Genomic DNA, 16493 nt, shown 5'->3' with positions numbered 1-16493 from the left:
TTGGGGCAACTCGATACTGTTTAGTATGCGGTTGTACCGAGGTCTGCCTGGTGATTGAACTGAGTCGTACAGTGTGACAATTCTACGATCAGAGCGTGATCCAGATCAGTTCGCTGTCGTTGTCAGAGCGTCTCGGCTATCCAATAACGTTGTGACAGCATTTACCACTCGTTGTGTTGCTCCAGCAAGGAACGCGCGATCGAGTGTTTCTGGTGTATCGCTGGGTTGATGGTAGTGGGGATTGCGGAAGTTTGCCGTGTCGCCAACCATCACTGCGCCAATGTTCCTTGCCCAAAAAGGTGCATGGTCACTCCGCAATACATCTGGAGTCAACAAACCTTTGAGGGGAATCGGCACTGTGATGATAGCTGGCAGCGTTGGTGAAGTCGAAGCAGACATCTGGAAAGCATTTAGCAATGGTAAATGCTCCTGATCGCCAATGACGCCTAGAAAGTCACCACGATCGCTCAGCAATTTCACAGGTAAGCCTTCAGGATATTTCTGACATCCCGGCGTGTAACAGGCATAGCCCATCATTTCTAGATTCACTACGCCAGCAAGGTTCACTAAATTTTCAGGACGCGATGTGAAATTGAGACTGCCTAACAAGCCGGTCTCTTCACGATCGAAAAAAGCAAGCCATAAAGGTCGTTGAGTGGAACGAGAACCTAATAGACGAGCCACTTCTAAGGTCGTAGCGATCGCGCTGCTATTGTCATCCGCACCGGGCGATCCTTGTACCGTGTCGTAGTGAGCGCTCACCAAAAGCGCATCCGCGTCAGCCGTTGTACCAGGACGTTGAGCAAAAACATTCACGCCCCCCTCGAAGACTTGCAGTTGTGGTTTCCAGCCAAAGCCTGTCAGCGTTTGAACCAGATAGCGACGGGCACGATCGCGATCGCTGCTTTCAAAACGCTCAAAGCTCAACGCTTCGATATGCTCAAACAAACGTGTGGAATTGACTTGGGGTGGCTGGCTTGCAAGAGACGCTTGAGGAGGGGTGCTAGATGTTGAAGTTGGGCTGTTGGGGGAGCGTTTTGGAAGGGGTGGAGAAGATGCCAGATTACAGCTTGTTATGACGAATAAGGCGATCGCCAACAAAACTCCTAAAATCGATCGCTGCATTACTTTGACCTTTGAACCAACGTGCGACGTTTCTGAGAAACCTGTAAAGCTTATCCTCACTCTAATCGCTTTACCGTTATGTCCGGCATCAGTAACAGATTGGGCACTCTTAGCGTAGTTTTTCTCGCTGGCTTTGGGGTGCGTTATGACTGCAACGGGTGCAGTAGTGTTGAGTCTTGCCTACATTCTGGGTTTGCTAGTAGCGAAGCTTCCCTGGGGCGGCTACGGGTTACTGGTGCTGGGTGTTGGGCTATCGTTCGGCATCAAGCGCGTCTGGCGATCGGCACCCAAATTATGGGTCTGGCTGCTAGCTGGATTGCTCGGACTTTTTGCCAGCCTGTATTGCCAGTTTAGAACCCCCCAGCCCGCCATAACGGATATCAGCCGCTTGATTCCGACTGCAAATGCGCCTAAGCAAGAATGGGTAGTGATTGGGGATCTCGATAGTGTGCCCCGCTTAACCCGCAGTCAAAAGGCACAATTCTGGCTGGAAGTCCGGCAGGTCAATTCGGTCAGTGGTGAAGTGCAATATGTGGAGGAGAAAGCACCCACTGGCAAGCTCTATGTAACGGTGCCACTCCTTCAAGCAACGGGACTCCATCCAGGGCAGCTGGAGTTTTGGAAAACGGTTGAACAATTTGAAAAACGGTTGAACAATTTGAAAAACGGTTAAACAATCGGAGTCACCATCTAATCCTACATCAGCACTAGCATTTCAATTTGCCGAAGGAGAATTCAGGGCAGGCGAAGAATGCAGACGCTAGGATTGGGCAATCAAAGTATCCCATCGACAATAGCCTTCAGACATGGTTGTGCATTTACTCAGCACCAACCATCGCGTTTTATGAACTGAACTGCCTATTCTTCCAACTTATCAGGAAGAGTATTGGATGTTCACGCGATTAGACTCAGTTAAAAAAGTGTTCCAGGGAGCCTGAAAGAAACTTAATTAGTAAGAGATGTGTGATGCGATCAATAACCTGATCTATGTCGCAAGCTAGAAGACAGCATTCAAGATACACTTTCATATTTGCCACTTTGTCAGGCTTTATTAAGTCTAATACTTCCAAACCATAGAAATTAGTAATATCTTCAAAAAGGGTTTGACTATTAAAATCAGATTTTGATTTCGGTAGAGTACTTACGTAATCCTGCTGAGTCAGGAAAGTTTGATATCGTTTTCTAAGCCACTTTAGCCCTTTGAAAGAAGGCGCACTATACATCAACCACTCAATATCATCGTAAAGAGTAAGTAGAGTTTGGAGCGCCACCTCAGAATATCGGTTTTTACTCCTATTATTTGGACAGTTATATGTATTTGCTGGGACATACTCTCTGTCAATGTTATGGAGGGGAATAAGACTATCCTGCAAAGGTACCTTATGATTTGAACATACGAATACACCAGGAGCTTGGTGCATTCGGTGCCAGTAGGCTTCACCATATCTCGCTTCTTCTTCTTCTAAACAAGCAGGGCAGAACTGGAGAAACTTTCTGTTGCTGTCTAGACCATCTGGAGAGAGTTTAGCTAGCGAAATAAATGACTCATTTGTCGCCTTTATCATCCGATGTTTCAGTAACCAAGCTTCAGATGGTGTTAAAAAGCTTTTATAAAAAGGGTATAGCGTGTGGTTCTGAATGAGATCCTCCACAAAGTGTGGGGATGCTGGAGGTAAACTCATCATCAGATTACTCAATCCGTCAGGCAAGTCCTGACGGAATAATTTCTTAGAAGAATATCCTAGTAAACCTTTAAGCGTTTTACGAAGTTTTTTATCTGCGCTCCGCATATGGCATCTGGTAAGAAGACTGTAAAAGTGTTCATCAGGGTAAGGATGAGGCAGAAAATTTACCATGCCGAGTGCTTAATAGAGAATTTTTAGAGGATTATCTAAAATGCTTCCTGATTCAATGAGGGCATCGTAAACTTTTACGTTGTTTTTCTTAGCGTTATCAGCTATGAGGCGCAGATCATCCTCTGCATAAGTTGGATTAAGCTTTTTTTCTTTAACTTTTTTCTTTGCTTCTTCAATAGAACTAGCTTCTTCTACTGCCTGTTCCGTTTGCAGCGCAATAATATATGCTTTGCTAACCAAAGAAGCAAGATCAGCACTTCCTTCATCAGCCGCAACAGCTTTTTCAGCAGACTGCTTTGCAACAGACGGTGCTACACCCAAATCCTGGACAAGTGCAACAATCACTTGACGGACTTTAGGCGACGAGTAAGAAACTTTTTTAGCCCACATTTGATTTTGCAGTCGCAGCGCTTCTAATTCTGCAATCTCTAGCTTTTCAAGGCATCTAATACGGTATTCGGCTGTCTCTAGTTGAATATTGCTGTATTTAAGTTTCCAATCATCTTTATCAGGATGCTCTCTGATGTATTTCAGCATTGGCTCAACCAAAACAAGGCTCTCGCTTGCAGCCTGTCGGATTAGGTCAATACTGATTACTTCATCTCCACCCAATGAAATGGCTCTCCACTGAACCATCTTGTATAGTTTAATGGCAATATCATGGATGCCCTGTGTGATCTCGTAAAAGAGACTCATAAGTTCATCCGAACAAGGCGTAAAAGTCCTTGTCCACTGATATTGCCACATGCCTTCGAAAAAGAACTCCCACTCTTTGGCATTAATGATTCTGTCCCACATAATAACTGCTGTACCTGTTGCTCTTCTAGCACTTACAAAAGTGTCTTTAAAGAGTCCTGACATTTCGTCTGTTCCTATACGAATTAAGGGAACTCCAAGCGTATTATCAAGTTTTGTCAAAAATTTAATAGCCTCGTCACGATCGTTTTTCAGCTTGAAAAATGCTTGCATTTCTTCAACAACTAGTACCCCTAAGTGATGCTTGTGTGCGAGTATAGCTACTTGAGCCAGCATGTCATCTACCGACTTATTTCTTGAAACATGCCTGTCAAAGTAGTTGCTGCCCAACAATCGATCAAAACCCATAAATATATCACTGCAAAACCCTTTGAGTGATGTTATCGGACTATCAATACAAAGCCAGACAATTTGATAGTAATCTCCGCCCAGTTCCGGATGCGCGATGATTTGAGGAAAGAGCTCTAGAATGCTAGTTCTATTTGCTGTTTTTCCAACTCCGGAGGGGGCAAAAAGAGTAATACTTGGGGCTGAAAGTGGAGCCTTGACAAAGTTTTCAATGTATTTACCACCTTTCGATGAAAGTGCGGTGTAGAGTTGTATTGCTCGCTGTGCATACTCAGGGCGTATAGGATTTCTTCCCAAATAGCCGCTAGCGATTACAGTCCATATTTTGTAATATAGTTCAATAGTTTTACTTTCTGGGTCAAAGTATCGAGATAACCTCTCGATACAGTCAAATCTATCGTAATTTCCCCACTCTTTTTCTCTTTCATCAAAAATGGGTAGAGTTTTCACATTTTTGATGAAATCTTGTATGGAGAGCTTAAGTGGCAGAGCCCTACTTAAGGGGTTTAAATTGTACTCAGGCTGTTTGTGATCACAGTATTTAGCTACAACAGCCCAAGAACCATTAGGAATTTTTATTACGTCTTTGTAATTAGAGACCTCCATTCTGATTCTCCTCGCGGCTTCGAAGTAGAATGTCTAAATGATCGGGTGCGTATGAAGTTAATTGAGTAGGATTTGACGTAGTTCTAGCTTCATCAGTTTTGTTCATTTGGTTATTAACTTGCTCAGTTGCTTGTTCAACCGATTTATCTATCTCAAAGCCTTCATCCTTGCTGCGGCTAAACTTCTCAATGGCTTTCTTCGTTGACATATCAGCTACCCTTTGTGCACCACTGGTTGGATTAGCTTGCAAGGCAGCTTGCGTCATGTCTGCACCAGCTTTGTCTATAGCACTTAACTCGGTCATCAAATTAACCTTCGCTTGCCTTTGGTTGCCCTCGTATCTCGACTGTTTCAGTTTCTCCTGCCCAAATTTACATTCCGTGTCTTCAAAATGCTTTCCTTCGTAAAGACCTTGAGGGTCAATGACATAGCATTTCTCAAACTCTTTGCCATCAGAAGTATGGAGATAAATAAATTTTGTTTTTCTTAAATCAAGGCTAGCTGTTAACTTTTTCTCGGACTTAGAAAGAGCCTTATTTCTAGCTCTCACAAGCCACCCTTCTTCATCAGCTCGATCACAGCGGTAGTAAAGTGCCTTACCATTTAAAGGCAACTTGATGCCGTTTTCTGTCAAAGTCACAGTACGCGTCGGCATTAAGCAAAAACAAACATAATCAAGGTCATCTTTAACTGGTCTGAGACCACCAGAACGTTTATTAATCATCCAGTGCCATAGTTCCCGGGGAATAGGGTTTATACCGGCAGTTAACATTTGCTGATCTAGCTCATAGTCTTTCAAATAATTCTCGTTGTTGTAAAAGAGGATAATTCGAATGATTTGTGCGGTGATTTGGTCTATATCGAGATTTGCTTTACGCCTATAATCCTCTTGACCTTTTTGTCTGTAATCAGGATCAACAAAACCAGATGAATAAGGTTTGATATGCCCTTGTATTCTTCTGAAGCATCCTTCGATCAACCCTTTCCAGTCGGGCCGACCAGAAGGCGCGTTTTCAATAGCGATATGGAGGTTTGGTATATACTTCTCTTCCACTGGCATATGTACCAGTTCGCCTCGATCGCCCAGAATAACTTTTGGTAAATGGTGGCAAGGCCATTCCTCAGGCATAATGTTAATTCCATATCTTTGACAAAACTCCACTTTATCCTCAGCGCAGTTAGCCAATGCCATCATTGCTCCCGTCCACGAGGGTCCCTCTAGTCCGACGTAGAGACCCGTAATCATCTCAGTGCTGACATCAATGACAACATAAACTACTGGTCTACCAATAACGTCGATTCGAGTGAATTTAGACGCAGCATAGACCCCAAGAATAGTGGCATCAATTTGAAAGCGTGAACCTGCCCCTACTGTCTCAGCTCTGGAACTTCCCGTAATAGCTCTTGCATTCTGCTCAAAGTACTTTGTTCCTTTTCTAGAAATGATTACTCGCTGAATGTCCTTCCTAATTTTTCTATAGTAAAAATCTTTATATTGATCAAGGCTAGGTACTTTGGACTGTGGTTGAAGAATAACTTTTTGAACCCCTTTCTCGTCCAAAAAGCTTTCTGCACTATAGAATCTAGCTAGCATCATGTCGTAGCTTCTGTCGAGCGAATTTTCCTTTAAGTTGCAATAATCCGTCAGTAAAGATAATCTAATATTACGCTGGTCTTCCTCAGATAAATTTATACCTGGTCCAATAATCGAGTCATGCGCAAATTGTCTGGGTCTTCCTCTCTTTTTATCACTAAATCCTTTTGGCTTTCCCTTCCCAGCAGAGTTAGAATAATCAGGCAGAAGAGCATTAATAGTTTTGCCTCTCTGAAAGTATCTTCTCAAATAAGAGTAAACAGTTTTTTCGACTAACTTTCCCTCAGTTCTATCAATGTTATAAGCCTCGACAATTTTTTTGATTGCAGAACCACGAAAATCTCTGTAGTATATATCCGGCTCTTGCTCAACAATAGGGGAAATGATATTCCAGGCTTTATCTCTAACTGCCAGTTCTCTGCTCGAAAAGTTATTGTCAAAAACTAAGCGTTCCCAAGGATCGCGAATTTGGATTGCTGTACCTCTTGAAACTGCTTCTAAGATTTCAGCTACTTCCTTAACTTCTGGAAATCCAGATTGAACATTAAGATCGAAGATGAAAGCAAATACATTATTAATGTCGATCCAAAGAACTCTTTTGGTTGACTCATGCTCTGAACCAACTTCCCACTTAATCACTTGACGTTCGAATAAACAGAATTCCATATTAGAAGAAGGTCTTAACAAATAATTTCTAAAATTTCATTGGTTAGAAGATAACCATTTATTGACTTCTGCTTCATATCAACAATTACTTCTTTTCTGGCTAGCAAATGTCTGAAAATACGTAGTGAAATCCCTTCGCCTGCAATATTCATTTCTTTGTCTAGAGCTGTTGTAATTTCATGAATAGCTTTATTTTTTGTTTTTAGTCGAATTTTAAGTTCGTGTTTCAACGAATGTAAATTTGGGTCATCTTCTAGCCAATAATCAGAAAAAAACCATTCAATATTCTCTGCCATGCCTCTGTGAATTCCTTCTTGGGTTATGATGCTCCAGCGATTGTTACCTTTTGCAGCATAATAACGCTTCTCCAACTCGAAATTTTGCATTACAGTCTTAGACTGTAATTTGTCCGTCGGTTTAACAGTCCAAGGAATTTGTATACGCTCTTCGCCTTGCTTTAGAGTTAGCATAAAATCTGTTGTAAGAACCCAGGGAGTGCCATCTTTACCCTGTGGGTACTTTATTCCCATATCTGCTGCGATTTTCATCGCTAGTTCAAGATCAAGAAGAGGATACTGCTCTCTAATATCCACAACTCTATTAGACCAAGCGCATAAGTGGAAGAGACGCCTTTCATGATCCGAAAATAAGTGGTGAACTCTGCCGGTTTGCCACCAATCTAGACGGCGTGCTCTTCCATTCGATGAAAATTCATCAACCTCAAACCATGGTCTATAGTTTCTACCTTCACCTATCCCACGTTGTTCTTTCAAAAAGCGATCCAAAGTGGCATGCGTCCACTTTTCTACACTAAGTTTACTCATAAAGTTGCCCCTGGATAGGTGTGATTAAGATTGCCCCACCACATAGAAAATCAGCCTTAGAGAAGTAAACAAGTAGGTTGTTTCGCGTCTTAACCTCTTAATTAAAAGCTTATGTTGATTTTAATAGAAGGTAATTACACGAAGTAGCATGACCTAATATTAACGTTCAGAGAGGCTAACGCTTTACGATGTCTTAACTGATCGCGTTGCTGCTCACAATCCATTTATTCAAGCCAACATTCGAGTTCTCAACGCCTCGCGACATCTCAGCTTATTGCGCTGACATACAGCTTGCCAGGGGGTGCTTTTTCATCCAGTTCTTAACGCCTTGCGACATCTCAGCTCATTGTGCGTGTTGTTTAATGGCTGCCTCATCCGGACCCGAAAAGTTCTTAACGCCTTGCGACATCTCAGCTCATTGCGCAGCAACGATTGAAACTCCTACCGCTACTGAGTTCTGACTCTGATATACAAGCACCTACTAAAAGAAGATAAAAGTGTTCGATGTTTCAGGTTTCCTATAAGTCTTTTCCTTGTACAGTCCTTGCTGTAAAAGCTTTGACACTTTGCAAGCATCTGAAATGAATCAAAAGCTTTAAAGCCTTATCAGACAACCTCTTCAATCTCAAGGCTACTCAAGAATGTTAACTGCTGACGGTGCTTGCAAAAATCTACGAACTGTCATGTTGATAAGGCTGAATCTCTGTCCAAGCGTTAGCTAAAGGATATGGCTGCATGAGCTTCTGCAACTCATAACGCTTCCAGTATGTGCCCTTCAAACCAACATGATTGACCCAATAAGGTAAGGTTAGATAGCCAGTTCTACTTTGAACTAGCCAGTACAATGCTTTCTGCTGTTCTTCTCCCACAATATTGATTGCATTTACTAAGTCATGGCTTTCACCCAAGCATAAGCCACCAAACCGAGTGATTGAAGCGGGATTAGCAAAGGCTTCTTGTATCCGCTCTGGTAGATTCGGGCGAGATTTGTCAGAACCAGCAACAACCCAAACAAACAACTCAACATTAGTGACTAACTCCTGATAGTCCAGTCGAATATTACTGGAATCAGCAACATCTCTTGTCTTAAAGCGATGCACTGTTCGAATTACAGTAGACTTTTCCAGTTTCTCAGCAAGAGCGATCGCCAGTTGCGTACCGCAGTGTGAATAACAGTTGAGTTCCCCAAGCACTGAAAGCAGCATCCCATAAACTGTCGCAGGCGGTGGTACAGGATAAGTTTCAATGTACTCTCTAGCGTGTGATTGACGAAAGCAAGCGATCGGTACTTCGACTCTAAGTGCAATCATGGTGATACCTGCAAATCTTTGGCGATGACGTTTTTAATTGCTTCTACAGCAGCCTTTACACCCGGAAAAACGTGAACGCCGTATTCGGCTAAAGCCTCAGAGTAAAGCCCACCAGCCCACAGTTCCTCTGGCTCTATATCTCCAGAGGAAATTTGTCGAATTAAGTTCTGAGAGGAAATATTTCCATCCTCATCCTCTTCAAAGCAATATAAAAGACGAGGTGCAAAGTCAGGTGTCCAGCGTAAAACCAAGCTACTAGGAGAGAAATCATAGAGAAAGTGAGCATGATTTCCCCCAACCGCCCTAAGTGAGGCGAGACAGTCAAGCACGGCAAGGGTACGAGTTTTGTCCTTAAGATGGTTGGGAGTCAATGTGAAACCATATTGATACCTAGTAGCATGAACTTCAGTGCTGTAAAGAGAAGTTCGTCCCTTCTCTCCAGACTTGGCGTTAAAAATGACGTCCCCCATAAAAGGATTTATAGAAACGGCACGCCCCACTTCTAAAGCGCCACGCCTGGCAATAACTGTGCCTTTAGGACGCTGATACTGTGCTTCAGCATTATTAGATGTAGACTTTGGTTTCTCGTGATTTTGGTCAGATCCATCAATTTTTGCTGCTTCTGCTTTCATAAAGCCAAAAATATCGTCGTCTGCGTAAACTTCACTATCAAAGTCAGTATTTTTTAGGGAAAACTTTAAGATGTCGTTATGCCATTCACGATTGATTGTATAACCTCTTTCTTGCAGGCTAAGTCTACATGCCCATCGAATTGCCTCTGCTGAGACGGTTGAATGGACTTCACCTTGCCACATAATTTTCTGGAGAGTAGCTAGATTGCCTTCACTTTGTCCACGATTGTTAGCAGCAGCACCGTAGGTGGTTAAAATGTTGCCGAATAAATGCACTATCTTTACTCCTGAAATGTCTTATAGCTACAGAAATTTCAAATGCCTATTCACTTTTTTGGGCTGCATCTTCTTTTACTAAATTTCCAACCTTTTTGTAACTAACCATGGAGAGTAAAAAGAGGTCTTTTGTGACTCTCCAATCCACTGTACCTGTAAGAATGGGCATCAATTCAGACTGATTATCCACAACGATTTTGTTTGGAGCAGCTTCCGCTAGAAAGCTTGTAAGAAAACCTCGAAAAGAAGCTTCATTTTTACAAAGTCTTAATTGATACCGAAGTTGCTGATTTTTTCGTTCAATCTGAGCAACCTCTCCCTCTTGAGTGCGATCGTAAATTTTGGCATAGATTCTTTTAAGCGTTTCATGGCAAGCCTGGATAAATAATTCTTCTGCGCTACTATTACGCTTTGTCTTCCTCAACATATACAGCAACACTTCCCTTCCATCCAAAATAAGCTTAAAGAATTCTGCATTCTGAGAATATTCAGACAAACCAAACCACCAAGGCTGATTATTTGCTAAATTTTCTGTAATTATTTTACCAACAAAACTATAAGCTAATTTGCTTCTTTGGTTGGTGCAGCCACAAATTATTGCTTCCAAATCAAACTCACGAAAAACTCTGTAAGAGCTTAAAGTCTCTTCTCTTACACATAAATCTAAAACAATGCTGCGGGTATTCTGCTGCGGTGACCAAGGAGCCTGATCAAATAAGATAACTTGACCCCGATGAGGTTGAAGTTCTTCCGACAATTCTTTTCCTGACTTACAAGTAATAGATTTCAATCCAGCATCACCTAAACCAAAAGCAAAAAAGTCTCCGTAATTAAGTTTTTCAGCTTGTTTTTGATCTCCAAGATAGCTTTCCAAACTAGTAAATTCAGGAATGACCAAAACGTACTGCCTCTTGCTTCCTTGAGCGCTATTTGGAAGTATGAAGTACCTGCAAGCAACAATAGCAAAAAGTAAAACAAGAATCAGTTCCACAGGTTCTTCAAATTTAGTATGCTTATGAAAAGCATTATGACGTACCGTTAAACCTGGATATAACCAACTCACAATGCCTATTGGTTCCGTTCTCAGCAATCCTTTCTGATCACAAAGCTTCTTCGCAAAGTCCTGATGTCCATACCTTTTCACTTTTTTATATTTAACTTCAACATCTCGACCATTTAATCGAATAAGCTCACTTCCCTGCCCATCTGAACTCACAGACTTGTTGTGCTGCAAGAAGGTTCTCGTTATACATTTATGGAGCGCTAACTGGGCTTCAATACTCATCTGATCTGAGCAAAGACCAGTTAAAACTATAATTCCTCTATCGCTTACTTGAAAGGCTTGATTAAGTAACCAATCTAAAACTTCAAAGTCTTCCCCATTCCAGCTGATGCAGATCTCACTTGAAGTGAGAGACCAATTTAACCTACCTGGTCTTAAGTTTTCTGTAGGGTAATTTTCTTGCAGCTTTCTGAGTGTCATCGAAAGCCCTGCAAGTCCAGCGAGGTGTAAAAGGGTCATTGCAGGGCAACCAATCCTTAATCTGATCTTCATAGAACTGTTCTGGCTTAGCGATTGCCAATTGTATTTAACTGAGGAGTAAAGAAACCGCAGCCCATTTTTTGCTTCCCGCCTAGGCCATGAACTTGTAGAAGTAAAGAATCCTGCTCACAAAGATTAGTTACCTCAAGACCAAACCCTATAAGCGTGAACTGCTTAACTCGCATGGTTCTCCGGCTAGGCTCACTGTTACTATTTGTCAGGAGGTTAATTCTTGCCTCAATATCAAGTTTTTGAAGCTGTCGATACGCTGCCTCTAGAAACGATGATGGTTCTTGGTAACCTCTAATTACTACGATGGGTGAGTAAAGATTCTGTGCAGCTTCTAGAGGATGGATCTGAGGAATACCCAAACGAATTTCTTGGCTGCCGATAGAAAATACCTTGCCTGCTAAAGAGTAAAAATTTGAAATTTGATCGTTAGGCAGTCGCATTCGTAAACGTGACTGTTTAGTCAATCGAATAATGTTTTTTTGAATGGGAGAACCGTTGATTAGCTGAATACTGATGCCTTCAAGATAGTGCAATAGAGGTTTGTAAGATGAGAGTGCAGCATATAACTGGTAACCGTGTTCGCGGTTTATTTCTTGTCCAGTTACCCCAAAAACCAAGTCTACATAAGTTTGATTCAGTAACTGGGAATTGTGACTGGAAGAAAAACGATTTGATAATGTCGTTCTCAAAATACCTGAAGTCATACTTTTTTACTACTTAGTAGAGCTAGTCTTTGCCGAGCAACACTTCGTCTGAGAATCCCTTAACAGAGCGCTCGAGTCTCTGCGTAGTAGACAGGTAGACATTCATAAGCATTAGTTACTAGAAGGACAGTGTTGTTAGAGCAGACGGTTGCCAACGTCCGTCTGCTCCAGTAGAAGAACCACGATGGTGAAAGAGAAAGAACCCATACAAAAGCAGCTGATGGTTCGTTGATCTAGTAAGATTTCTAGAGCTGATGTCTGGAAGAAAACGCAGCTTAAAAAGACTGCGATGGTAGTGCCCTCAGTGGTTTTAAAGCAAAGGTGAGGAAATTTTTATGAAGCGCTAGCTTGAGTTTTGTATTCAAGGTTGAATACGACTGAGCGTGCGATTCTTTTCCTAGCCCAGCCTGCAATGCTGCTACCCCTTGAGGAAGGAGTGTTGCCATGAGCAGGAGCCAGCGGTGTTTAATTTCCTCTAACGTTTGCGACCCAAGGCATTTCAAACAGAGAATCCAGCCACTGATGGTGCCCTAGCGGTCAGAGCAGCCTATAGTAGTCGAGCGTCTGACTGCCGAGAGCCTACAATGAGGAGAGCGTCGCTCCTTTAAGAACAAGTTACTAAACTTGTCATAAATAGTAAACCCAGTCGCTGGTCTGAGACAAGTTCAGACCAGTGAACTTTTGTGAAGCGCGCACTCAAGACCCGTCTTCAGCGGCAACTGCCAAGCATAAGTTGATGGTGAATCGAAACGCTGAACCCCAATCCCTGCTGGAGGTCTGGCAGTTATATGCACTCGAAACTCGGACCACTCACTCTGAGCCACGGGCGTATGCCAAATTGACCCTAGTAAAAACGGCTTTAATCCGCTACACGTTACCTTGCTGGGGGTTGCCCTCACTTCAAGGTCATAAAGTGACCGAAACTGAGACGGCTAATGCGTTTGAGTTCATGGCACGCATTAGCCTCGAACAGCTTCAATCAGCTCTGTTGGCACAACACCAGGTCTTTGAGCAGCAGCAGGTACCAGATAAAATTCGACGCAGCTACCGCTCCGCGCTCAAACAACTGCTCACTTGGTGTCAACAACAACCATGGTCTTGGGCAACAACCGCTGCAGAGCCAAAACTGCTCCTACCACCGAAGCGGCATAAGCGCTCAGCCCAGGTCTTGCATACGCGTAAGCCGTATGACTATGACCCGGAGCCGCTTCGACGCCAGGAGTATCGCTATGGTCTAGGGGCAGTTGAAGGCGATGTGATGAATGAGCGATTACAGGCAGAACTAGAGGCGTTTGTGCAATGGCGGCAAAACTCGTCACGTCTTGGGCTTGACGCTGTGCAAGCCTCCACTGTTGAGCGAGAACTGGCAGGTATTCGCCTCATCCTGGGTTGGCTCCATCGCGTGCAAGGGGTTCGGAGCGAAGCGTTAAGCCTAACCCAGATCATCCCGCTCGTACCGCTGCCGACTGTTAGCGACCCAGCAACGGCTGCACAAGCAACGGCAGCAGCACGGGCCAGTCTAGACTTAGCTTACCGCTACATTCGGTGGCTCAGAACAACGCCCGAAGAGGGTGGTAGAGGCCTCACAACGCAGCAAGTGGAGTTGTCAAATCTGCAGCTTTTCAAGTCGGTTGCTTGTTTTCTTTACTACAGAGAAATGCCGTCTGAGCACTTAGCACAACCATGGCGGTGGTTGGAACAGAATCCAGTCGTTCAAGCTTTTAGTCGAGAGCTTGCTCAATGGCGGCGGCGCGGTACTCACACAGTTAGTGGACAACGCGCTGAACCCTCCCATGCCAAAGTCATCGCGACGTGGTCCGAGGTTTTAGCTTTTGTGGAAGCGCTGCGAGCCGAATGTGTACCGCGGCTGCCGATTGAACAACAAACGCGCAAACAGGCTCTTAGCTTTGGACCTTTAAGAGCGCTACCCGCGATCGCTCAAAGCTACCAACGTTTTTTGCTGTGTGCCCTCATGAGTTACCTGCCACCGCAACGCCAGCAGGCATACAGAGATCTCTTGGTTGAGCCCAAGCCCTCACTCCAGCTTGAGGCCTTTAGTGGCTATCTCTATACAAAAAATAATCTTTGGTACCTGGTTACCGGCGGTCGCAAAGAGGGACGCACACGCGGACAGGAGTTGCAGCTGCAGATTCCTAACATTCAGTATCCCTGTGGACGCTACTTCTACCAGTACCTTCAAGAGTGGCTGTACGAATATACGTATGTGGATGCAAAAGGGCAAGAGCATCGAACGAACGGTTTAAGGACAGCCTTGCAACCACACCATGCCTACCTCTTTACTAAGAAGAATGGAAAAAAATACGAAAAGCCTACAGATTTAAGTCGGTTAGTGCGCGATGCCGCTTTCAGGCTGACCGGTAGCACGATCAACCCTCACCGCTTTCGGTCTCTCTTTGTGAACCACTGGGTCGAGCGACAGCCAAATCCAGCCACCCTTGAGGGCTTAGCCAAATACATAGGACACTCCCCGCAAAGGTTGATAGAGATATACGAAAAAGGACTAACGCAACCTGAAACAGCCCAAGTGATCAGTAGAGAAGCAGCACGTCTGGCGCAGGCTTTGGTCGACCAAGCTCACTAAGGCCAGCAGTAGGGTTCTCAAGGCTTTTGCGACAGTGCTGAGTACAGAGTATCGGAGGCGGTGAATCGATCAAACAACAGGGCAGTTTTTGCTTCAGCATCCGTGGCTGTAGTCTGGCTAGTGATCTATGTAGGGTACAACAGGATACATGTAAAACCGTCGCATATGTTTACTGTATGGTGAAGGACTGAACTTAGGAATGATCTGAGAAAGGCTTGCAATCAACAAAGCTAAGGGCATCAGGATCGAGCGAGGAAGCGATCGCAGACGACAAAACCTGTATACCAAGTGCGTAGAGGGTTCACAACGGGTTTTAGATTTGCAACATCTGATCCATAACTGGGTACGACCGCACTAAGGACGGAAAAACAAGATGGCTCCAGCGAGCGCAACGGGATATTGTAAGTGCCCGATCTCAATTCCTGATCTCCTAACCACTCGAAGGTTTGGTTGCCTCACCTATTAAAAGACCAGTGCCGGTTCATCTTTGCTCTGCCCTGATTTGTTACGACTTGGAAACTATCTCTGAAGACTCACACCAACATATGAAAGCTCTTGCATAATGAGCTTCTTCTGGTGTTGTAAGCCGCATTTCCATCACTGGTAGGTAAAGCACAACTTGACGCATGGTCCAAGACTTAGGCGGATCGTAGATGATCATGTCTTCGTCCATGGGATCGATATCACTTTCTACTTGGTCACCGACCTTAGGGACATTCACGCTGTCAGTTGGGCTAAGTCCTAACTCTTCTTTGCCAATCGCTACAGCTTCAACAAGAAGACTCTGTACCGAGTCCATCATAGGTTCACTGTCCCATTCTACATCTGGTGGCACGGGCCTCCCTACTGGGTGAAGATGAGCTAAGTAAACGCTATCCACCGCTTGAGTCGTCGTGGGTTGATAGACCGTGATTTTCACAATGCACCAACGCGCTTCGGCTCCCATTGAGACGACTGCTCCTAGCTGAGGAGGAACAGGAGACCACTCCAGTCGCCAGTCTGCTTCCACACGTGCGAGGCAATATTCCGTCTGGCAACAAGTGTAAATAATCGAGTTCATAGCATCTAATCACAAATGGCTGAGTGGTCTGTAGCAATCCTTTGAGGGCAAGCGATCAGCGATCACACTCACAGCATGAAGGCACTTCACTTCTTAAGAGGCAACTTTCACAATAAAAAGACTACGGCTAGCAGTCAAGACACAGGGGGGCATAGCTTCCGGTGAAAGATCTCGTGTAAAGATTTATAGCTTTTTCTTCTGTTCTAGAACCGCCTCAAAGATGCTCCGTTGGCTACCAGCCGCTTCTAACATCTGCTTGATGGTGAGAGCATAGCCAAGTGTGTTCTCGTATTGAGAAGGCATACCAGGAAAATTAAGCCCGGAACCCCAACGGTCAACGGTGTCCTCTTCTAAGCCAATTACTTCCGCGAGGAGCTTAACGCACTGTCTGCGGTAACCGCGCGTTTCTTCTGCTTCCGGCGTGGCGTGGAACCAAGCACAACAAAATTCTCTAGGCTTCATGCTTCTCGGCAAATCATTCGTGGTAAATGATCTACCTTTACTCCGCGTGTGAAACATTGAAGCGACGTTGGGGATAAACTGTGGGGCTAATTTAGCACTATTCTTGGCTCTACACAC

At 44.1% G+C, this 16493-nt stretch carries 13 protein-coding genes; 2 read left to right on the top strand and 11 right to left on the bottom strand.

Going from position 1 to position 16493, the window contains the following annotated elements; translation table 11 throughout:
* Positions 1-105: 105 nt before the first annotated feature.
* Positions 106-1125, bottom strand: a complete 1020-nt coding sequence (locus H6F86_RS24605; protein WP_190452226.1) for a M28 family peptidase — start codon at positions 1123-1125, stop codon at positions 106-108.
* A gap of 145 nt (positions 1126-1270) precedes the next feature.
* On the opposite strand from H6F86_RS24605, the gene H6F86_RS24600 reads away from it, so the two are divergent.
* The gene (locus H6F86_RS24600) at positions 1271-1798 is read left to right on the top strand and encodes a DUF4131 domain-containing protein (RefSeq protein ID WP_190452223.1); all 528 of its coding nucleotides are present in this window, start codon (positions 1271-1273) and stop codon (positions 1796-1798) included.
* A gap of 235 nt (positions 1799-2033) precedes the next feature.
* Here the strand turns inward: H6F86_RS24600 and H6F86_RS24595 are convergent, their stop codons facing one another.
* From H6F86_RS24595 to cas6, 8 genes are all read right to left on the bottom strand, one after another.
* Positions 2034-2981: a TnsD family Tn7-like transposition protein gene (locus H6F86_RS24595; protein WP_190452221.1), complete on the bottom strand. Its 948-nt coding sequence runs from the start codon at positions 2979-2981 to the stop codon at positions 2034-2036.
* Between the two features lie 9 nt (positions 2982-2990).
* Positions 2991-4691 (bottom strand): ATP-binding protein, encoded by a 1701-nt coding sequence (locus tag H6F86_RS24590; protein ID WP_190452219.1) that lies wholly within the window; start codon positions 4689-4691, stop codon positions 2991-2993.
* Positions 4678-6972 (bottom strand): DDE-type integrase/transposase/recombinase, encoded by a 2295-nt coding sequence (locus tag H6F86_RS24585; protein WP_190452217.1) that lies wholly within the window; start codon positions 6970-6972, stop codon positions 4678-4680. Before H6F86_RS24585 ends, H6F86_RS24590 begins: the two co-directional genes overlap by 14 nt.
* Positions 6966-7775, bottom strand: coding sequence for a TnsA endonuclease N-terminal domain-containing protein (locus tag H6F86_RS24580; protein ID WP_190452215.1), 810 nt, complete (start codon positions 7773-7775; stop codon positions 6966-6968). Before H6F86_RS24580 ends, H6F86_RS24585 begins: the two co-directional genes overlap by 7 nt.
* Before the next feature lie 671 nt (positions 7776-8446).
* Positions 8447-9085, bottom strand: a complete 639-nt coding sequence (gene cas5 / locus H6F86_RS24575; RefSeq protein WP_190452213.1) for a type I-MYXAN CRISPR-associated protein Cas5/Cmx5/DevS — start codon at positions 9083-9085, stop codon at positions 8447-8449.
* Positions 9082-9993, bottom strand: coding sequence for a DevR family CRISPR-associated autoregulator (locus tag H6F86_RS24570; protein WP_347241043.1), 912 nt, complete (start codon positions 9991-9993; stop codon positions 9082-9084). Before H6F86_RS24570 ends, cas5 begins: the two co-directional genes overlap by 4 nt.
* 46 nt (positions 9994-10039) lie before the next feature.
* Positions 10040-11548, bottom strand: coding sequence for a type I-MYXAN CRISPR-associated Cas8a1/Cmx1 (gene cas8a1, locus H6F86_RS24565; RefSeq protein ID WP_190452211.1), 1509 nt, complete (start codon positions 11546-11548; stop codon positions 10040-10042).
* 14 nt (positions 11549-11562) lie between these two features.
* Positions 11563-12252: a type I-MYXAN CRISPR-associated protein Cas6/Cmx6 gene (gene cas6, locus H6F86_RS24560; protein WP_190452210.1), complete on the bottom strand. Its 690-nt coding sequence runs from the start codon at positions 12250-12252 to the stop codon at positions 11563-11565.
* 673 nt (positions 12253-12925) lie between these two features.
* On the opposite strand from cas6, the gene H6F86_RS24555 reads away from it, so the two are divergent.
* Positions 12926-14854, top strand: coding sequence for a hypothetical protein (locus H6F86_RS24555; RefSeq protein WP_190452208.1), 1929 nt, complete (start codon positions 12926-12928; stop codon positions 14852-14854).
* A gap of 505 nt (positions 14855-15359) precedes the next feature.
* On the opposite strand, the gene H6F86_RS24550 is transcribed toward H6F86_RS24555, so the two are convergent.
* Positions 15360-15914, bottom strand: coding sequence for a hypothetical protein (locus tag H6F86_RS24550; protein WP_190452206.1), 555 nt, complete (start codon positions 15912-15914; stop codon positions 15360-15362).
* 183 nt (positions 15915-16097) lie between these two features.
* Positions 16098-16376 (bottom strand): hypothetical protein, encoded by a 279-nt coding sequence (locus tag H6F86_RS24545; protein WP_190452204.1) that lies wholly within the window; start codon positions 16374-16376, stop codon positions 16098-16100.
* Between the last annotated feature and the right edge of the window lie 117 nt (positions 16377-16493).

This window comes from Phormidium sp. FACHB-592 (assembly GCF_014695795.1).
GTDB lineage: Bacteria > Cyanobacteriota > Cyanobacteriia > Leptolyngbyales > Leptolyngbyaceae > Stenomitos.
The sequence above is the reverse complement of the archived record's forward strand: the minus strand, read 5'-3'. Positions and strand labels throughout refer to the sequence as shown.